We start from the raw sequence: 13,582 nt of genomic DNA, 5'->3' as shown, positions 1-13,582 counted from the left end.
GTCTTTCTGCATCATAACTTTAAGAACTTTTCGTTAATAAAAGAAAAGAAAACAGGTCAACTGACTTTTATAGGCTCAACATGGATTCCTCCATTTACAGAAATTCTTACATAGTGGTAGAATCCACCCTCGCCTTCTTTTGCATATAACGGAGCTCCACCTCCCCCTGTAACCACATAGCTGACTCCATCCTTTTCTCCGTACCAGTAGATGTGGATGTGGCTGAAAATTCCAAATGCATTGTACTCTTTCATGAGTTCAAGAAGCTTTTTCCCTTCACTTTCCTTCATTGAGTGATTCCCACCGGGTCTGGGGTCTATTGGTGGAGCATGCATGACGATTATTGGCTTTTTGTTGAGTTTCTTTGCTTTTTCAAGCTCATTTTTGAGCCATTTCCACTGTGAGGCACTTAAAGAGTATCCCTTTTCGACATTGTTCATGAAGATGAAGTAGTAGTTCCCAAGGACAAAGGAATAGTCGGTTGGTCCGAAGTATTTGTGGTATACATTGATACCTTCTCCCTGATATTCGTGGTTGCCCACGGCTATGAAAACGGGCTTGTTGAACTTCCAGGCTTTGAACAGCTCTCCCCATTCATCAACCTTTCCTGAATACACTAAGTCCCCGCCGTCAATTATGAAAACCCCGTTGTCTTTATTCATGGCGTCTCTAACTTTCAGAAACATTTCCGGAACTTTTTTCCCACTTCCAGGTCTATGATCACCAAAGGCTAAGAAAGTGAAGTTTTCAAGATCTTTTGCCTGAACTGCAAAATGATCTTCACTTGTCGTGAACTTAATCCATGTGTCCCCTGTTTCTGCATTTTCTGGGATTCTCATAATGCTTGGATTAACGTTTTCAACAATGTATGTTATCTTAGCTCCGTTTCCGTTTTTAACTTCAACGCTCACATTAAAGCCCAAAGCATAGATATAAACCCTTGAGCCGTTTACGTATCTGATGAATCCTCCACTGACCGTTATGTTCTCTCCATTTACAATACGCCAGTTGTAAATAAATGGCTCCTTAAAGTAAATTTCCCCAATTGTCCAGTATTCGCCATTTTCTGGAATTCCGTTCCAGTTGTTGTCCCCAATTTCCTTCAGCACAACGCCCTCAAAGTCCCCTCTTCTTAAGATGTATGTTGTTTTCGGTTTTCTTTTTCCCTCTTTAATTTCTAAGGCATATTTCAATGCAGCCCCAGCTCCGGCTTTTCCGTTACCTGTAAAGATCAGCCTGTCTCTGTTGTCCTCTTTGTATGCCACTATCATGCCAATATCTTGCCCAACGAACTTGTAACCAACTTTGTAAACCACATAGCCGAAATAATCGTTGATGGTTATCAGCATTGGCTTTCCTCTCAAAAGCTCTCTTGCATCTTTTGGGCTTAAAATTGCAATTCCGCTCTTAAATTCATTTGCGGGTTTTATCTGAGCATTTGGGAAATAGTGCTTCGCTAAGTCCTCATATCCCTTGCTGACATAAACTACACTTGTATCAAAAAGCTTCCACCAATTTCCGATTATTTCCCCACGCTTGTACTCTTTGAAGTTAATTCCCTGAGCTTGAGTCTGTGCTGGCGTGGAAGTTGTTATTTGAGTTCCGCTCGGCTTTTCTTGACTTTCTGTTGGAGTTGTTCCTTTCTGCGTGCATCCCATTGAGAGAACTACAAATCCTATCAGAATCAGCACCATGAGTTTTTTCATTTCCATAGTGGAGCCCCCTTTGATTTTAAAAATCCTTAAGTATCTTGAGGTTTAAGATTCTTTGGGTGGCAAAAGTGTTCGTTGGGCATTATCTTGATGTTGAGGAAAAGGAAGTTACGATAGAAGGAGTTGAGAAAACAACAATTAGATGGCTCATTTCTCCAAAAATTGGGGCAAAGAACTTTGCAATGAGGTACTTTGTAATTAAAAAGGGAGGGAAAATTCCTACGCATCAGCATCCTTGGGAGCATGAAATATTTGTGATCAAAGGAGAGGGATACATAACAAACGGTAGAAAGACTGTAAAGGTTGTTCCGGGCAGCTTTTTATACATTCCGCCAAATGAACCTCATGGTTATGAGAACCCAGATTCGGAAACCTTTGAGTTCCTCTGCATAATTCCTGTAACCGAGAAGAGCATTCCTCCCGAGGAAAAAGGGGATTGACAGATTTGTTTAAATTTTCTCCTTCCTTCCGCAACATTTTTAAACAGATTTTTTCAAACTCGAGGCGGGCTTTTAATGATAGCTGACAAGAGATGGAAAGGTGTTTATTCGTTTGAAGACTCACCATTTTTAATGGAAATTCTTACAGAGCTCAGGAATAAGCATACGGGTGCAATAGAGTTCAGAAAGGGCTTAGTAAAGCTTGGCAGATATATGGGCTATGAGCTGACAAAAACTATGGAGTTTGAAAAAGTCGAAATTGAGACCCCATTAGAAAAGACAGAAGGAATAATAGCTAAAGACAGAAAGAATGTTGTGATTGTGACTGTTCTCAGAGCAGCAATTCCTCTTATGGAGGGTCTGATAAAGGTTTTCGAGCATGCAAGAGTCGGCATAGTTTCAGCATCAAGAGGCAAAGCGCCAAAGTTTGAGATAGAAATGAATTACATTAAGATCCCAGAGATTAAGCCTGAGGACACCGTAATAATTGCGGACCCCATGATAGCGACTGGTTCAACGTTGCTGAAAGTGATTGAGGAAGTCAGGAAATACGGAACTCCAAAGCGCTTGATTGTTCTTGGAGTTTTAGCAGCGCCAGAGGGGATAAGCAGAATTAAAGGAGCATATCCAGAAGTTGAGGTATTTGTGACAAAGATTGACCGGGAACTTAACGACCACGGTTACATCCTTCCAGGACTTGGGGATGCCGGAGATAGGGCTTTTGGTGCACCAATTAAAACAGCGAAAAAATAATAACCTTTCCCCCTACTATTTTCCTTTGAGTGAAAATGGCAAGCGTTGATAAAAAAGATGAGGAGATTCTCAAAGAGCTCAGGAAAAACGGTAGGGCTACTCTGACCGAGTTGGGAAGAAAAATTGGACTTTCACCTGCAAGCATAAAGAACAGAATTGAAAAGCTTGAAAGCTTGGGTGCCATCAAAGGATACTCTGCAATAGTTGATCCAACCTTTCTAAATGAGTTTATTCAGGCAATAATTGAAGTCGAGCTCCTTGTTGACAATGAAGCTGTTGATAGAATGCTCTATAACATAAGCAGGCTTGACAATGTCATTGGAGTTTACAGAAAAACTGGAGAATTTCAGATTTTGATACGGGCAAACTTTAAGGATGTCCCTCAGCTTAAGGAATTCGTAAAAAGTCTCTCAGTAAAGTATCTTGGAAAGAACATGAAAAGAGCGAAGGTTTCGGTTATTATGGATACCTTCAAGGAAGGCGGTGTAATAATGCAGGAGAGAAAAACAAGAAGGCGGAGAAGACAGCTAAGGTGATTTCAATGCTGTTTGTAATCAGGAAAGGCAGAAAAAAGAATGAGCTTGAAGCATACTACATTGAGAAGGAACCTGAAAAACTTTCTCAGATGCAGAATTTGAAGGCTGATAAAATTTATCGATTGATTATGAGAGACAACCGTTTGTTTAAAGTTCTTGAAGGTAGTCAGTACAGAAATCCCAAAGAGATTGAGAAACTTTTGAGACAGGCGAGGGTTGTTTTGGTAGATGCAGATGAATGGGAAAATTATTTTAAAGTGAGACTTCAAAACAAGAGGGTTGAAAAAGCCCATCTCTGCCGTTTTTGTCTCCTCAATGGGGAGATAACCGTCTTAACTGAAGGAAATAGGGTAAAATTCCATAATGAGTATATTTGTGAGAGATGTGCGGAGGAAGAGCTCAAAAACGAGTTAAGGTATCGCTTCAGGAGTTTGGGAATGTTTGACCAGGCAAAGAAGCTTTTGCAGCGATTTAGAGATTTAGATAAGGTTCTAATGGTTTTTGATCCAAGATTTGATCCGACCAAGAATCCTGAAGTTACAAAATGGGACGAGCTTAAGCCGAAGAAGATTAAAGTCAAAAAACTGAATATTGACGAGCTTGAAATTCCAGAAGAGTTCAAAGATGTGTTAAAGAGTGAGGGCATAAGGGAGCTTTTACCGGTTCAGAGCTTGGCTATTCAGCATGGTCTGTTAAAAGGAAAAAATCTTCTCATTGTTTCAGCCACAGCGAGCGGAAAAACCCTCATAGGGGAATTGGCTGGAGTCCCTAAGGCACTAAAAGGGGAGAAAATGCTTTTTTTGGTCCCCCTTGTGGCTTTGGCAAATCAAAAATATGAAGACTTTAAGAGAAGATATTCCAGGCTTGGCTTAAGAGTTGCCATAAGAGTTGGTATGAGCAGAATTAAGACCAAAGACGAGCTCGTCGTTGTGGATACTGGAATTGATGCCGACATAATTGTAGGAACTTATGAGGGAATCGACTACTTGTTAAGGGCTGGCAGAAAAATTGGAAGAGTTGGAACTATTGTCATTGATGAAATTCACATGATTGATGACGAGGAGAGAGGGGCAAGATTAGATGGTTTAATAGCGAGATTAAGGGAGCTCTATCCAAAAGCTCAGTTCATTGGGCTGAGTGCTACAATTGGAAATCCCGAAGAGCTTGCAGAAGAGCTTGGGCTTAGGTTGGTTGTCTATGACGAAAGACCAGTGGCTCTGGAGAGGCATGTCATTTTGGCAAGAAACGAGAGTGAGAAATGGCGCTACATAGCTCAATTAGCTAAAGCTGAGGCCATGAGAAAATCGAAGCAAGGCTATAAAGGTCAGACCATAGTTTTCACCTTTTCAAGGAAGAGATGTCATGAGCTGGCTGCGTTTTTAACAAGCAGAGGATTGAAGGCAAAGCCCTATCACTCTGGCTTGCCTTATCATCAAAGAAAGCTCACAGAGATGGAGTTTCAAGCTCAGATGCTTGATGTTGTTGTAACTACGGCTGCTTTAGGGGCGGGAGTTGATTTTCCAGCGAGTCAGGTAATTTTTGAAAGCCTGGCAATGGGAAATAAGTGGCTGAGCGTTAGGGAGTTTCATCAAATGCTTGGAAGAGCTGGGAGACCTCTCTATCATGAAAAAGGAAAGGTTTACCTCATAATTGAACCTGGAAAGAAGTACTCAGCTCAAATGGAGCAAAGCGAAGATGAAGTTGCATTTAGGCTGTTAACAGCACCTATTGAACCCGTTTATCTTGAGTGGAGCGATGAGATGGAGCAGGATCAGGTTTTGGCTCATGCATGTGTGTTCTCATACTTGGACGATATAGAAGAAGTTCAGAGTAAATGTTTAGGCGCAAATCAAAGTGCTGAAAAGGTTTTGGAGAAGCTTGAGGAATATGATTTCATTAAACTCAAAGGCAAGCTCGTGAATGTTACTCCTTACGGAAGAGCCGTCAGCATGAGCTTTTTGCTGCCAAGTGAAGCTCAGTTCATACGAGAAAACCTCACAAAGAAAAGTCCAAGAGAGATTGCAATCACGCTTTTACCTTTTGAAAATGTTTATCTCAGCGGAACTTTGCAGAGGGAGCTGGAAGGGGCTGTTAGGGGAAGGCTGAGTGCTAACATCTTTTCTCCAAGCTTTGCTTCCATCTTAGAGGAACTTGAAAAAGTTATCCCAGAGCTCAGCCCAAATGCTCAAGAGAGGCTCTTCACGATTTATCAGGATTTCTTTATGTGTGAAGAAAAAGAGTGCACTGAGTATGCGATGCACAGAATAAGCGACCGCATCATGGAGCTGAGGAGGGAGGGGAAGCATCCAACCCAGATAAGCGAGTATTTCAGAAAGATGTACGGCTTAATTCTTTATCCCGGGGACATATTTACATGGCTTGACGGCATAATTAGAAAGCTTGAGGCAGTTGAGAGGATTGCAAAGGTGTTTAGGGTTAAGGATGCAGAGTTTGAGGCAAGGACTTTGAGAAGAGAGCTCGAAGAAGGGAGAAAGTTAAGGCGAGACTAACCAGCAAGCTGTAAAATCATCTGCGCTGGATCCCTTATCGCTGGACCCAAGCCGAGAATGTAAATTGCCAGATACCAGTATCTTCTCTCTTCTTCGTCTGGCACCAGGTATTTTAGGCCGTAATAAACCACTATGAGTATGAACAGTATCCATGGGTAGTAAATGAATGCCCCAAATTTTGTAACGAGGATGTTTTCAAGCCAGTGGACTTCTCTGTAGCCGTAATAGTGTATTGCTACAACCGTTGAGCCTATGTCGAATAGATGTGCCAAAACGGGATATAAATAGAGCTTCTCGAAAGGCTTAAACCTGTAGAAAATCAGAACCGGGAGTATAAAAATTACCGTCCAGAAAATCGTGAGCTCATAAGGTTTGAAGCTTTTAACGTGTGTTACAAGAAGGTAATTTGCATATAATGCCAACATCGTACCCCAAGCTATCGTAACTTTTGGGTATGTTTTCAGCTTTGCATCGGCTATTAAAGCGGGAACAATCAGGAAAAATGCTGTGAAAAATATTCCGGGTGTTAAGATCAGAGGGTTGGGCTTCAGTACTCCACCATCAACTAACGCTCTGACAGTTGCTCCAAAGACAACCATGGGGGTAACAGCCCAGAAAAGCTTTTCATCAACTTTGATCTTTAAGGGTTTGATTATGTATTTGTAGGAATATATGACGCCCAAACCAAGGAGAAACGCATATACGAGCGTATTGTATGGGTTGTAGCCTTCTCTTGTGTACATAGGTCTTATGAAGTAAATCCAGAAGAATTCCTTTATTGATTCAAGCATTTTGATCCCCTCAACACCTAAGGAAAAATGTTTAAAGCTTTTTCGCAAAAACTTTCTTCAATGAATAGGAAAACTTAATAAACTTTAAGTGTTTATCTTAAAAAAGGTGATCCGTAATGGCGCCAGTTGGGCCAATGGCTGTGTTCGGGCTGTTTCATAAATGGTAACTTTCGTAACTTTTGTTGGTTTTTGTTAGCACAAGGTTTAAATACTCAACTTAGTATTTCTTTGATGGTGGTTTGTAATGCCTAAGGCGACTTTCGTCATTAGTGAGGAAACTCTTGAAGAGTTCAAAAAACTCGCCAAAAAACGTTATGGGAATAAGAGGGGAGTTCTAAGTGTTGCAATTGAAGAGGCAATGAAAGATTGGATTAAGAAAACAAAAAAGGAGCTGGAAAATGCCGAGTGAAACAATTAAACTCACGGCAAAATTTAAACTCAAGGAAACACCCAAAGGATTAGATTACCTCTTCCTCACTTATCGGGAAATTGTGAACTTTCTCATCACTCACGCTTTTGAAAACAATGTAACAAGCTTTTATCGCCTGAAGAAGGGAACTTACAAAGAGTTAAGGGAGAAATACCCGCAATTACCAAGTCATTATCTTTACACGGCTTGTCAAATGGCTGTCGCAATTTACAAGAGCTACAGGAAGAGGAAAAGGAAAGGGAAAGCTAATGGGAAGCCTGTTTTCAAGAAGGATGTCGTAATGTTGGATGACCATCTCTTCAAACTTGACCTTGAGGAGGGAGTAGTGAAGGTTTCCACTCCCAACGGGAGAATTCAGTTGAAGTTTTATCCTGCAAAGTATCACGAGAAGTTTAGAAATTGGAAGGTCGGACAAGCTTGGTTAGTTAGAACGCCAAAAGGGGTATTCATTAACGTAGTATTCTCCAAGGAGGTTGAAATAAGAGGGTCATTTACTTTCGTTGGAGTGGATTTGAACGAGAATAACGTAACAATTTCACTCCCAAACGGCGAGTTTGTCCAAATCATTACTCACGAGCGGGAGATTAGGACTGGTTACTTCGTGAAGAGGAGAATGATACAGCAGAAAATCAGGGCTGGAAGGAAGAGGAAGGAACTCCTTGAGAAGTACGGGGAGAGGGAGAAGAACAGGTTGAACGACCTTTATCATAAACTTGCGAATAACATCGTGGAGTTAGCAAAGAAATACGGTGGTCTTGCTCTGGAAGATTTGACGGAAATTAGGGATTCGATTAGATATTCCGCCGAGATGAATGGTCGTTTGCACCGCTGGAGTTTTAGGAAACTCCAGTCAATTATCGAATACAAGGCGAAATTAAAGGGCGTTAGGGTTGTTTTCGTTAATCCGGCTTTTACTTCCTCCCTGTGCCCGATATGTGGGGAGAAATTAAGCCCGAATGAGCACAGGGTTTTGAAGTGTTCAAACTGTGGTTTTGAGGCCGACCGTGATGTTGTCGGCTCTTGGAACATTCGCTTGAGAGCCTTGAAGATGTGGGGAGTTCCCGTTCCTCCCGAAAGCCCTCCAATGAAGACGGGAGTGGGGAAGGTTAGCCGTAACGACATTTACGAACTTTACAAAAGTTACGGCTAACCAGAACGGCAAAGCAGTGATAGCATGGCTCTTTGCAATAGTGATAGCAATAATTCTAATGGTAATTATCATGATTGTGGTCGGACTTTCTATCATGGCGGTTCTTTGAGGTGCTTTTCCTTTCATATTTTTCGCAAATTATAAATATTTGAACAGGGAATTAACTTTTTGATGCCGATGTTCTTCAGACCAGCTGGTGAGGAAAAGAGAAAAGTGCCGCTCATTGAAGAGCTCTCACCGTTGGTGGGTGAGGTAGAAGAAGGTAGCATGGTGGCTGTAGTGACTACAGATGCTCTATCCCAAACTATCCTTCAGTATTCAACTCTTGCAAATGCCCTTAATTCTGGAATGACCGCTTATTATCTTGAGCCGACTAATGGATTCTCGCTAAAGCTTTTGAATAAGCTCTCTGAAAACAATGAGAACTTATTTTTGGGTAAAGTCTATACTCTGGATGAGCTCTCCTCAGCTTTGGAGCTTGTTGAGGATAATTCCCTTATCTTTGTTTCAAACTTCTCTATTCTTGAAAATCAGTCAAGGGAAAAGCTTATTAAAATGAGAAGGGTTGTTGATGAAAAAGGTCTGTTTTTAGTTTTATCCCACAATACCCTTGAAATAAATGAGCTTGACTTAAATTCCGAATTTAAGAGGCTGTTTGTAATTCCCGAACTGTTTGAACATCTCTTGGTTCTGAGGACGAGCGGATACAGGGGGCATTATCGTATGAACATCAGCGTTCTCAAAGCTCCACCGGAATTCGTAAAAAATATTGGAGAGCATAGCATTCCCATTGATAAGAAAGCCAAAATGTTCTTAGTATAGCTTCACATATCCAATTCCAAGCTGGTATCTTGCATATAATGCTAAGCCAAACAACAGAAGCACAAAAATGAGTGCTATGTAGTCTTTTTTCTCCATTTGGATTGTATGAAGGAACGTTCTCTTCCTATTTGCACCAAAAGCCCTGCTTTCTAAGGCTATACTAAGCTCATGGGCGGTTTTTATGGATGCAATTATCAGTGGAATTAAGATGGGTACCGTTTTTTTAATCCTTGAGAAAAAGCTGCCTTTTTCGAGCTCCAGACCCCTTGATTTTTGGGCGTCAATTATTGTTTGAGCTAAGCCGAATAAGGTTGGTATGTATCTAAGGGCTATTGTGAGAGTTAGTCCAATCTCATAAGGCATTTTGAGTTTTATGAAGCCTAAAATTAGCTCTCTCTGAGTTGTTGTCATTAAAAGACCAAAAGTTATCATAGCCATGGACGCAAGTCTTAAAGCATATCCTAATCCGATGAACAGTCCAAATGTCTTTGGATCTAAAATGAAAGGCCAGATTGCAATTGTTATGAGTATTAGTGGGGTTAGTGGCTTCAATACCTTTATCTGCTCCTTAAAACTAATTTTTCCAAGGAATCTAAGAGAAAGGGAAAGAATGGCAAAGAGGGCAAAGAGCAGATAGGGAGAGTTGAAGAGAATCATGGCTAAAACTCCAAGGAGGGAGGAAATTATTTTAACCCTTGGATCTAAGTGATGAAGGAAGGAATCGCGCTCAATGTAAAGGGTGTACATCATGTTACCACCCTCTTCAACAGCAGATTTACGAACTCATCAACACTCCTTACAAAATCCATTCCAAGGGATTTACTGATCCTGAGGAGTTCGGGTATTTCCATTTCGTAATTTCTTAGATCAAGCTGGAAGAATTCATCAACAGAGCCATCAAAAACTTTGATCCCATCATATAGCAGAACTACTCGCTCCGCCAGCTCTAAAACGAGCTCCATGTCATGGGTTATCAGCATTATCCCATGTCCTTCTTTTCTTAGCTTCTTTATAACCTCTTTTATGCTTTCCGAGCTTTTCTCATCCAGGCCCGTGGTCGGTTCATCTAAGATTACATACTTGGGTTTCATTGCAAGTATGCACGCTATTGCCAGTCTCTGCTTTTCCCCACCGCTGAGCGAATATGGGCTTCTGTCTTCATATCCACTTAGATTCACAATCCTGAGTGCCCATTTAACTCTCTTTTCAAGAGCTTCTCCGCTAAGTCCAAGATTTTTTGGCCCAAATGCAACTTCTTTAAAAACGTTTTCTTCAAAAAACATGTTTTCTGGATTCTGAAAAACGTATCCAACAATCCTTGAAAGCTCCGCCACACTGGCGTTTTTGGTGTTGATGCCGTCAATGAAAACTTCTCCTTTTGTGGGCTTTAAAAGCCCATTGAAGTGTTTTGCCAAGGTGGTCTTTCCGGAGCCATTGGGGCCAACTAATGCAATTATCTCGTTTCCAAAGCTCAGACTAACATTTTTCAGAGCAATTCTTTTTCCCTCATAGATGTGCCAGAGATTTTTGACTTCTATCATCGTATCTGGGTTAAGAAAAATGCTTTAAAAATGTGACCCGTTGCTTTCACAACTTTAGACAATAAAATAGAAAAGATGGGACGATAAGTCAGTCTTTTGCCATTTCAAGGACTGAAGGATCGATAATCCACCACTCCTCAATTATGCTGTCATCTTTGAAGTAGATCTCATATCTCAGCGGAATCCTCTTGCCTTCCTTGGTTGATACTATCACAACGGCACGTATGCCTGTCATACCCTCTTCACTTTTTGCAAGTGTTATGTTGTATACATCTACTTTAGTCACGTTATTGCCACCCAAGAATCTGCTCCATGTCGCTTTTGCATTCTCTATCCCTTTATATGTGCCATTGAGTGGTCCTCCAACCCAGTAAAGCGTCGATGCATCATTGTTCTGTTGAATCAGTGCAGTTAAGTTGTTGTTCTCAAGTGCTTGCCAATGTTTCAATCCCTTCAGAGAGTAGTCGAGCAGAACGTATGCCTTCTTTATGTTCATGTATGCCCTTCTCATATGTGGCAACGCTTGTATGTGGCCTTTAATCGGATGTCCGTATTGCCAGCCCAGTTCATAGTGCTTTTCTGCAAGTGATTTGTACTCAGCTACTTGGGGGATTGTTGAGTTTGTTATGTTATATTGTTCAGTTTCCTTGTACATCTCATCAAATTTCTCAGTATACCTGTTGTAGAGCATGTACCATATGTAGTTCATCATTGCGTAGTCAAAATATTCAACTTTTTTAGCTGGTTTAAACTCAAGGCTGCCGATAATGATTTCCTTAAGGAATTCTTTCCACATAGCCCCCCTATATTCTGCACTGTATTCCAAAGTAAGCCCGGTTGCAAACACAAGTCCCTTTCCAAATGTGTATGTGACTGCACTCGGTTTTGTGTAGTCTGGATTTCCTTGGGAGTATCTTGTATCGGATTGCACGGTTATAATTTTGGCATCCTGCGGCAGGTTTGTAAGGTAACCATGGCTGGCAAAGGTGCTGTAATACCACAAATCTTTTTCGACGTTGTAGTCATAGTTTGAGTAGCTCTTCACTATTTCAACTCCTCCTGGCAGAGGGGTTTTCCATACTCCTCCGTGCCATCCCCAGTTTGCAGCATGTACCTGTAGGACTTTCCCTGCTTTGACAAACTCTTCAATGTCCCCCATTTCTGGGGCAAGTTCGTCATAGAAATTTTGGGGCTGATCACTTTCTATGATGATCACGTCGTATTTATTTATGAGATCTGAAGCCGTTAAAGGCGCGAACTCAGAAGATGAAAGGACATCGTATGGAACACCGATTTCATCTAACATTTCTTCGACGGCATTTGAGCCCCAAGCATCAACATTTTTCAACAATAAAACTCGTTGGTTGCTGTAATTACTTTGAGCAGAAACTTCTGGAAAACTACCAAATCCAATGCTGCTCGCTAGAAATAAGAATACGATCACTAAACTTGCTATTTTTTTCATAAACTTCCCTCCGAGTTGTATGGTATACTTTATGCTCTCGACCTATTTTAGTAATGTCAGATTACCTTGTTTGGTTACTGTTCAGCTATAATAACCTCAGAATCTCTGTTCTCTCATTCCTTTCATTAGATTAGCAAACAGTTTCTTTGAGAATTCGAGAAGATTGATCTCTTTTCTGAGTTCTTTTTTAGAGAAGTTAAAATTTTAAAAGTTAACCAAAATAAAACACTGGAGGATGCTAAAATGAAGGCAAAGGAAATTGCATACTCAGCCTTATTTGCCGCATTAACTGCAGTTGGAGCTCAAATAAGCATTCCAATTGGGGAAGTACCGGTAACTCTGCAGGTTCTCTTCGTCCTGCTCAGCGGATTGATTTTGGGAGCGCGTTTGGGTTTCCTAAGTCAGGCGATATACCTCCTGATGGGTGCTATAGGACTCCCTGTTTTTGCGGGATTTAAAGGGGGATTTGTTTACCTCTATGGTCCAACGGGAGGTTATTTAATAGCTTTCCCAGTAGCCGCATTTTTGGTTGGTCTGATAAGTGAGAGATATGAGAATCTAAAAGGCTATATCCTGGGTTCTTTAACTGGCATTGGTGTTATCTATCTCTTGGGCTGGCTTAGACTGGGTTTCTACTTCGGAGGAAACTTCGGAAAAGCCTTTGCAGTGGGCGTTGCACCCTTTGTTGTTATTGACCTGATTAAAGCTGGGGTTGCTGTGGTGGTTGCGGACAGGGTGAAAAAATCTGGGATTATTTAAATGTCCCCTCTTTCAATCTTTTTGAGTGTTTCTTCAGCGAATCTTAAATCAAAGCTGCTCTTAACTTTAAAGAAGCTCAGCGTTACCTTGGGATTTTTCTTAGCAAGCTCTTCAATGCTCACTGTTTCATAATCCAGATATTCCTTAATGCAGCTCAGCTTTTTCTCGTTTTCTGCCAGACAAGCCTCTAAGGCACTCTTTAATGCTTTTGCGTCATAAAACGCATGTGTAACCTCTAATGTCCCATCGCTCCATGATGGAATTAATGCTTCGCTGTCTGAATCTAAAAACAGTGTTGAGAGGTAATTTACCAGAAAGGGCATTATCAGCGGCATATTTCCTTCAACAAGGAGGAGCTCTCCAGAAGCTGGTAAAGCTTTGTAAAGCGCTTCGATTTTGTTTTTGGCTTTAACTTCAACGGGGTTTGAGACGTGAAGAGAAAAGCGCTTCAGCTGTCCCTTTCTTATGATTGTGTAGACTTTATCAATCCTCTTTGCCATTCTGAGCCTTTGCTCAACTATCTTAACGAGAGGATCTTCATCCAAAGGTGTGAGATAGCTCTCCCACCTTTTTTCTGGGAATGCTAAAATGTAAGCACGCATGGGATATTGGTACTAAGGTAGCTTTAAAAAGATTTTTGCTAATTTTTGTCATTTAGTCGAAAATTCATGCA

Annotated in this window: 14 protein-coding genes; 8 read left to right on the top strand and 6 right to left on the bottom strand. The window is 41.1% G+C overall.

Annotation, left to right across the window (positions count from 1 at the left end; translation table 11 throughout):
* Positions 1-56 precede the first annotated feature (56 nt).
* Complete coding sequence (locus VFC49_RS07165) at positions 57-1,706, bottom strand: metallophosphoesterase (RefSeq protein ID WP_324734971.1); 1,650 nt, start codon at positions 1,704-1,706, stop codon at positions 57-59.
* A 74-nt stretch (positions 1,707-1,780) separates the two neighbouring features.
* Between VFC49_RS07165 and VFC49_RS07160 the strand changes: the two genes are divergently transcribed.
* The 4 genes from VFC49_RS07160 (at position 1,781) to VFC49_RS07145 (ending at position 5,951) form a co-directional block, all read left to right on the top strand.
* A complete protein-coding gene (locus VFC49_RS07160; RefSeq protein WP_324736679.1) occupies positions 1,781-2,152 on the top strand; it encodes a cupin domain-containing protein in 372 nt (123 codons plus the stop codon).
* A gap of 75 nt (positions 2,153-2,227) precedes the next feature.
* A complete protein-coding gene (gene upp, locus VFC49_RS07155) occupies positions 2,228-2,905 on the top strand; it encodes a uracil phosphoribosyltransferase (protein WP_324734970.1) in 678 nt (225 codons plus the stop codon).
* Positions 2,906-2,940: 35 nt separating this feature from the next.
* Positions 2,941-3,441 carry an Lrp/AsnC family transcriptional regulator gene (locus VFC49_RS07150; RefSeq protein ID WP_324736678.1) on the top strand — a complete coding sequence of 167 codons (501 nt, stop codon included), beginning with the start codon at positions 2,941-2,943 and terminating at the stop codon, positions 3,439-3,441.
* A 5-nt stretch (positions 3,442-3,446) separates the two neighbouring features.
* A complete protein-coding gene (locus tag VFC49_RS07145; protein ID WP_324734969.1) occupies positions 3,447-5,951 on the top strand; it encodes a DUF5814 domain-containing protein in 2,505 nt (834 codons plus the stop codon).
* Here the strand turns inward: VFC49_RS07145 and VFC49_RS07140 are convergent.
* A complete protein-coding gene (locus VFC49_RS07140) occupies positions 5,948-6,742 on the bottom strand; it encodes a DUF63 family protein (RefSeq protein ID WP_324734968.1) in 795 nt (264 codons plus the stop codon). The genes VFC49_RS07145 and VFC49_RS07140 overlap by 4 nt on opposite strands.
* A gap of 244 nt (positions 6,743-6,986) precedes the next feature.
* Here VFC49_RS07140 and VFC49_RS07135 point away from each other — a divergent pair, with 244 nt between their 5' ends.
* The 3 genes from VFC49_RS07135 (at position 6,987) to VFC49_RS07125 (ending at position 9,144) form a co-directional block, all read left to right on the top strand.
* Positions 6,987-7,151 carry a hypothetical protein gene (locus VFC49_RS07135; RefSeq protein ID WP_324734967.1) on the top strand — a complete coding sequence of 55 codons (165 nt, stop codon included), beginning with the start codon at positions 6,987-6,989 and terminating at the stop codon, positions 7,149-7,151.
* Entirely contained in the window at positions 7,141-8,322 is a 1,182-nt protein-coding gene (locus VFC49_RS07130; protein ID WP_324734966.1) for a transposase, read from the top strand. The genes VFC49_RS07135 and VFC49_RS07130 overlap by 11 nt, the downstream gene beginning before the upstream one ends.
* A gap of 171 nt (positions 8,323-8,493) precedes the next feature.
* Positions 8,494-9,144 carry a hypothetical protein gene (locus VFC49_RS07125; protein ID WP_324734965.1) on the top strand — a complete coding sequence of 217 codons (651 nt, stop codon included), beginning with the start codon at positions 8,494-8,496 and terminating at the stop codon, positions 9,142-9,144.
* On the opposite strand, the gene VFC49_RS07120 is transcribed toward VFC49_RS07125, so the two are convergent.
* The 3 genes from VFC49_RS07120 to VFC49_RS07110 form a co-directional block, all read right to left on the bottom strand.
* On the bottom strand, positions 9,136-9,894 hold the full coding sequence (locus tag VFC49_RS07120) for an energy-coupling factor transporter transmembrane component T (protein ID WP_324734964.1): 759 nt from the start codon (positions 9,892-9,894) through the stop codon (positions 9,136-9,138). The two genes, VFC49_RS07125 and VFC49_RS07120, sit on opposite strands and share 9 nt — an antisense overlap.
* Positions 9,891-10,685, bottom strand: coding sequence for an energy-coupling factor ABC transporter ATP-binding protein (locus VFC49_RS07115; RefSeq protein ID WP_324734963.1), 795 nt, complete (start codon positions 10,683-10,685; stop codon positions 9,891-9,893). The genes VFC49_RS07120 and VFC49_RS07115 overlap by 4 nt, the downstream gene beginning before the upstream one ends.
* Positions 10,686-10,773: 88 nt before the next feature.
* Positions 10,774-12,150 carry a pyrolysin gene (locus tag VFC49_RS07110; protein WP_324734962.1) on the bottom strand — a complete coding sequence of 459 codons (1,377 nt, stop codon included), beginning with the start codon at positions 12,148-12,150 and terminating at the stop codon, positions 10,774-10,776.
* A gap of 243 nt (positions 12,151-12,393) precedes the next feature.
* On the opposite strand from VFC49_RS07110, the gene VFC49_RS07105 reads away from it, so the two are divergent.
* Positions 12,394-12,909, top strand: coding sequence for a biotin transporter BioY (locus VFC49_RS07105; RefSeq protein WP_324734961.1), 516 nt, complete (start codon positions 12,394-12,396; stop codon positions 12,907-12,909).
* On the opposite strand, the gene VFC49_RS07100 is transcribed toward VFC49_RS07105, so the two are convergent.
* Positions 12,906-13,511, bottom strand: coding sequence for an NTP transferase domain-containing protein (locus tag VFC49_RS07100; protein WP_324734960.1), 606 nt, complete (start codon positions 13,509-13,511; stop codon positions 12,906-12,908). The two genes, VFC49_RS07105 and VFC49_RS07100, sit on opposite strands and share 4 nt — an antisense overlap.
* Positions 13,512-13,582 lie beyond the last annotated feature (71 nt).

The sequence above is a fragment of the Thermococcus sp. SY098 genome (genome assembly GCF_035621495.1).
Taxonomy (GTDB): domain Archaea; phylum Methanobacteriota_B; class Thermococci; order Thermococcales; family Thermococcaceae; genus Thermococcus_B.
This window is presented reverse-complemented; position numbering and strand designations above follow the sequence as displayed.

What these genes read in the sequence shown, in the direction of transcription:
- VFC49_RS07165 (WP_324734971.1), bottom strand. Translation starts at nt 1,706, where the DNA reads ATGAAAAAACTCATGGTGCTGATTCTGATAGGATTTGTAGTTCTCTCA.
- VFC49_RS07140 (WP_324734968.1), bottom strand. Translation starts at nt 6,742, where the DNA reads ATGCTTGAATCAATAAAGGAATTCTTCTGGATTTACTTCATAAGACCT.
- VFC49_RS07150 (WP_324736678.1), top strand. Translation starts at nt 2,941, where the DNA reads ATGGCAAGCGTTGATAAAAAAGATGAGGAGATTCTCAAAGAGCTCAGG.
- VFC49_RS07130 (WP_324734966.1), top strand. Translation starts at nt 7,141, where the DNA reads ATGCCGAGTGAAACAATTAAACTCACGGCAAAATTTAAACTCAAGGAA.
- VFC49_RS07135 (WP_324734967.1), top strand. Translation starts at nt 6,987, where the DNA reads ATGCCTAAGGCGACTTTCGTCATTAGTGAGGAAACTCTTGAAGAGTTC.
- upp (WP_324734970.1), top strand. Translation starts at nt 2,228, where the DNA reads ATGATAGCTGACAAGAGATGGAAAGGTGTTTATTCGTTTGAAGACTCA.
- VFC49_RS07125 (WP_324734965.1), top strand. Translation starts at nt 8,494, where the DNA reads ATGCCGATGTTCTTCAGACCAGCTGGTGAGGAAAAGAGAAAAGTGCCG.
- VFC49_RS07120 (WP_324734964.1), bottom strand. Translation starts at nt 9,894, where the DNA reads ATGATGTACACCCTTTACATTGAGCGCGATTCCTTCCTTCATCACTTA.
- VFC49_RS07100 (WP_324734960.1), bottom strand. Translation starts at nt 13,511, where the DNA reads ATGCGTGCTTACATTTTAGCATTCCCAGAAAAAAGGTGGGAGAGCTAT.
- VFC49_RS07105 (WP_324734961.1), top strand. Translation starts at nt 12,394, where the DNA reads ATGAAGGCAAAGGAAATTGCATACTCAGCCTTATTTGCCGCATTAACT.
- VFC49_RS07145 (WP_324734969.1), top strand. Translation starts at nt 3,447, where the DNA reads ATGCTGTTTGTAATCAGGAAAGGCAGAAAAAAGAATGAGCTTGAAGCA.
- VFC49_RS07110 (WP_324734962.1), bottom strand. Translation starts at nt 12,150, where the DNA reads ATGAAAAAAATAGCAAGTTTAGTGATCGTATTCTTATTTCTAGCGAGC.
- VFC49_RS07115 (WP_324734963.1), bottom strand. Translation starts at nt 10,685, where the DNA reads ATGATAGAAGTCAAAAATCTCTGGCACATCTATGAGGGAAAAAGAATT.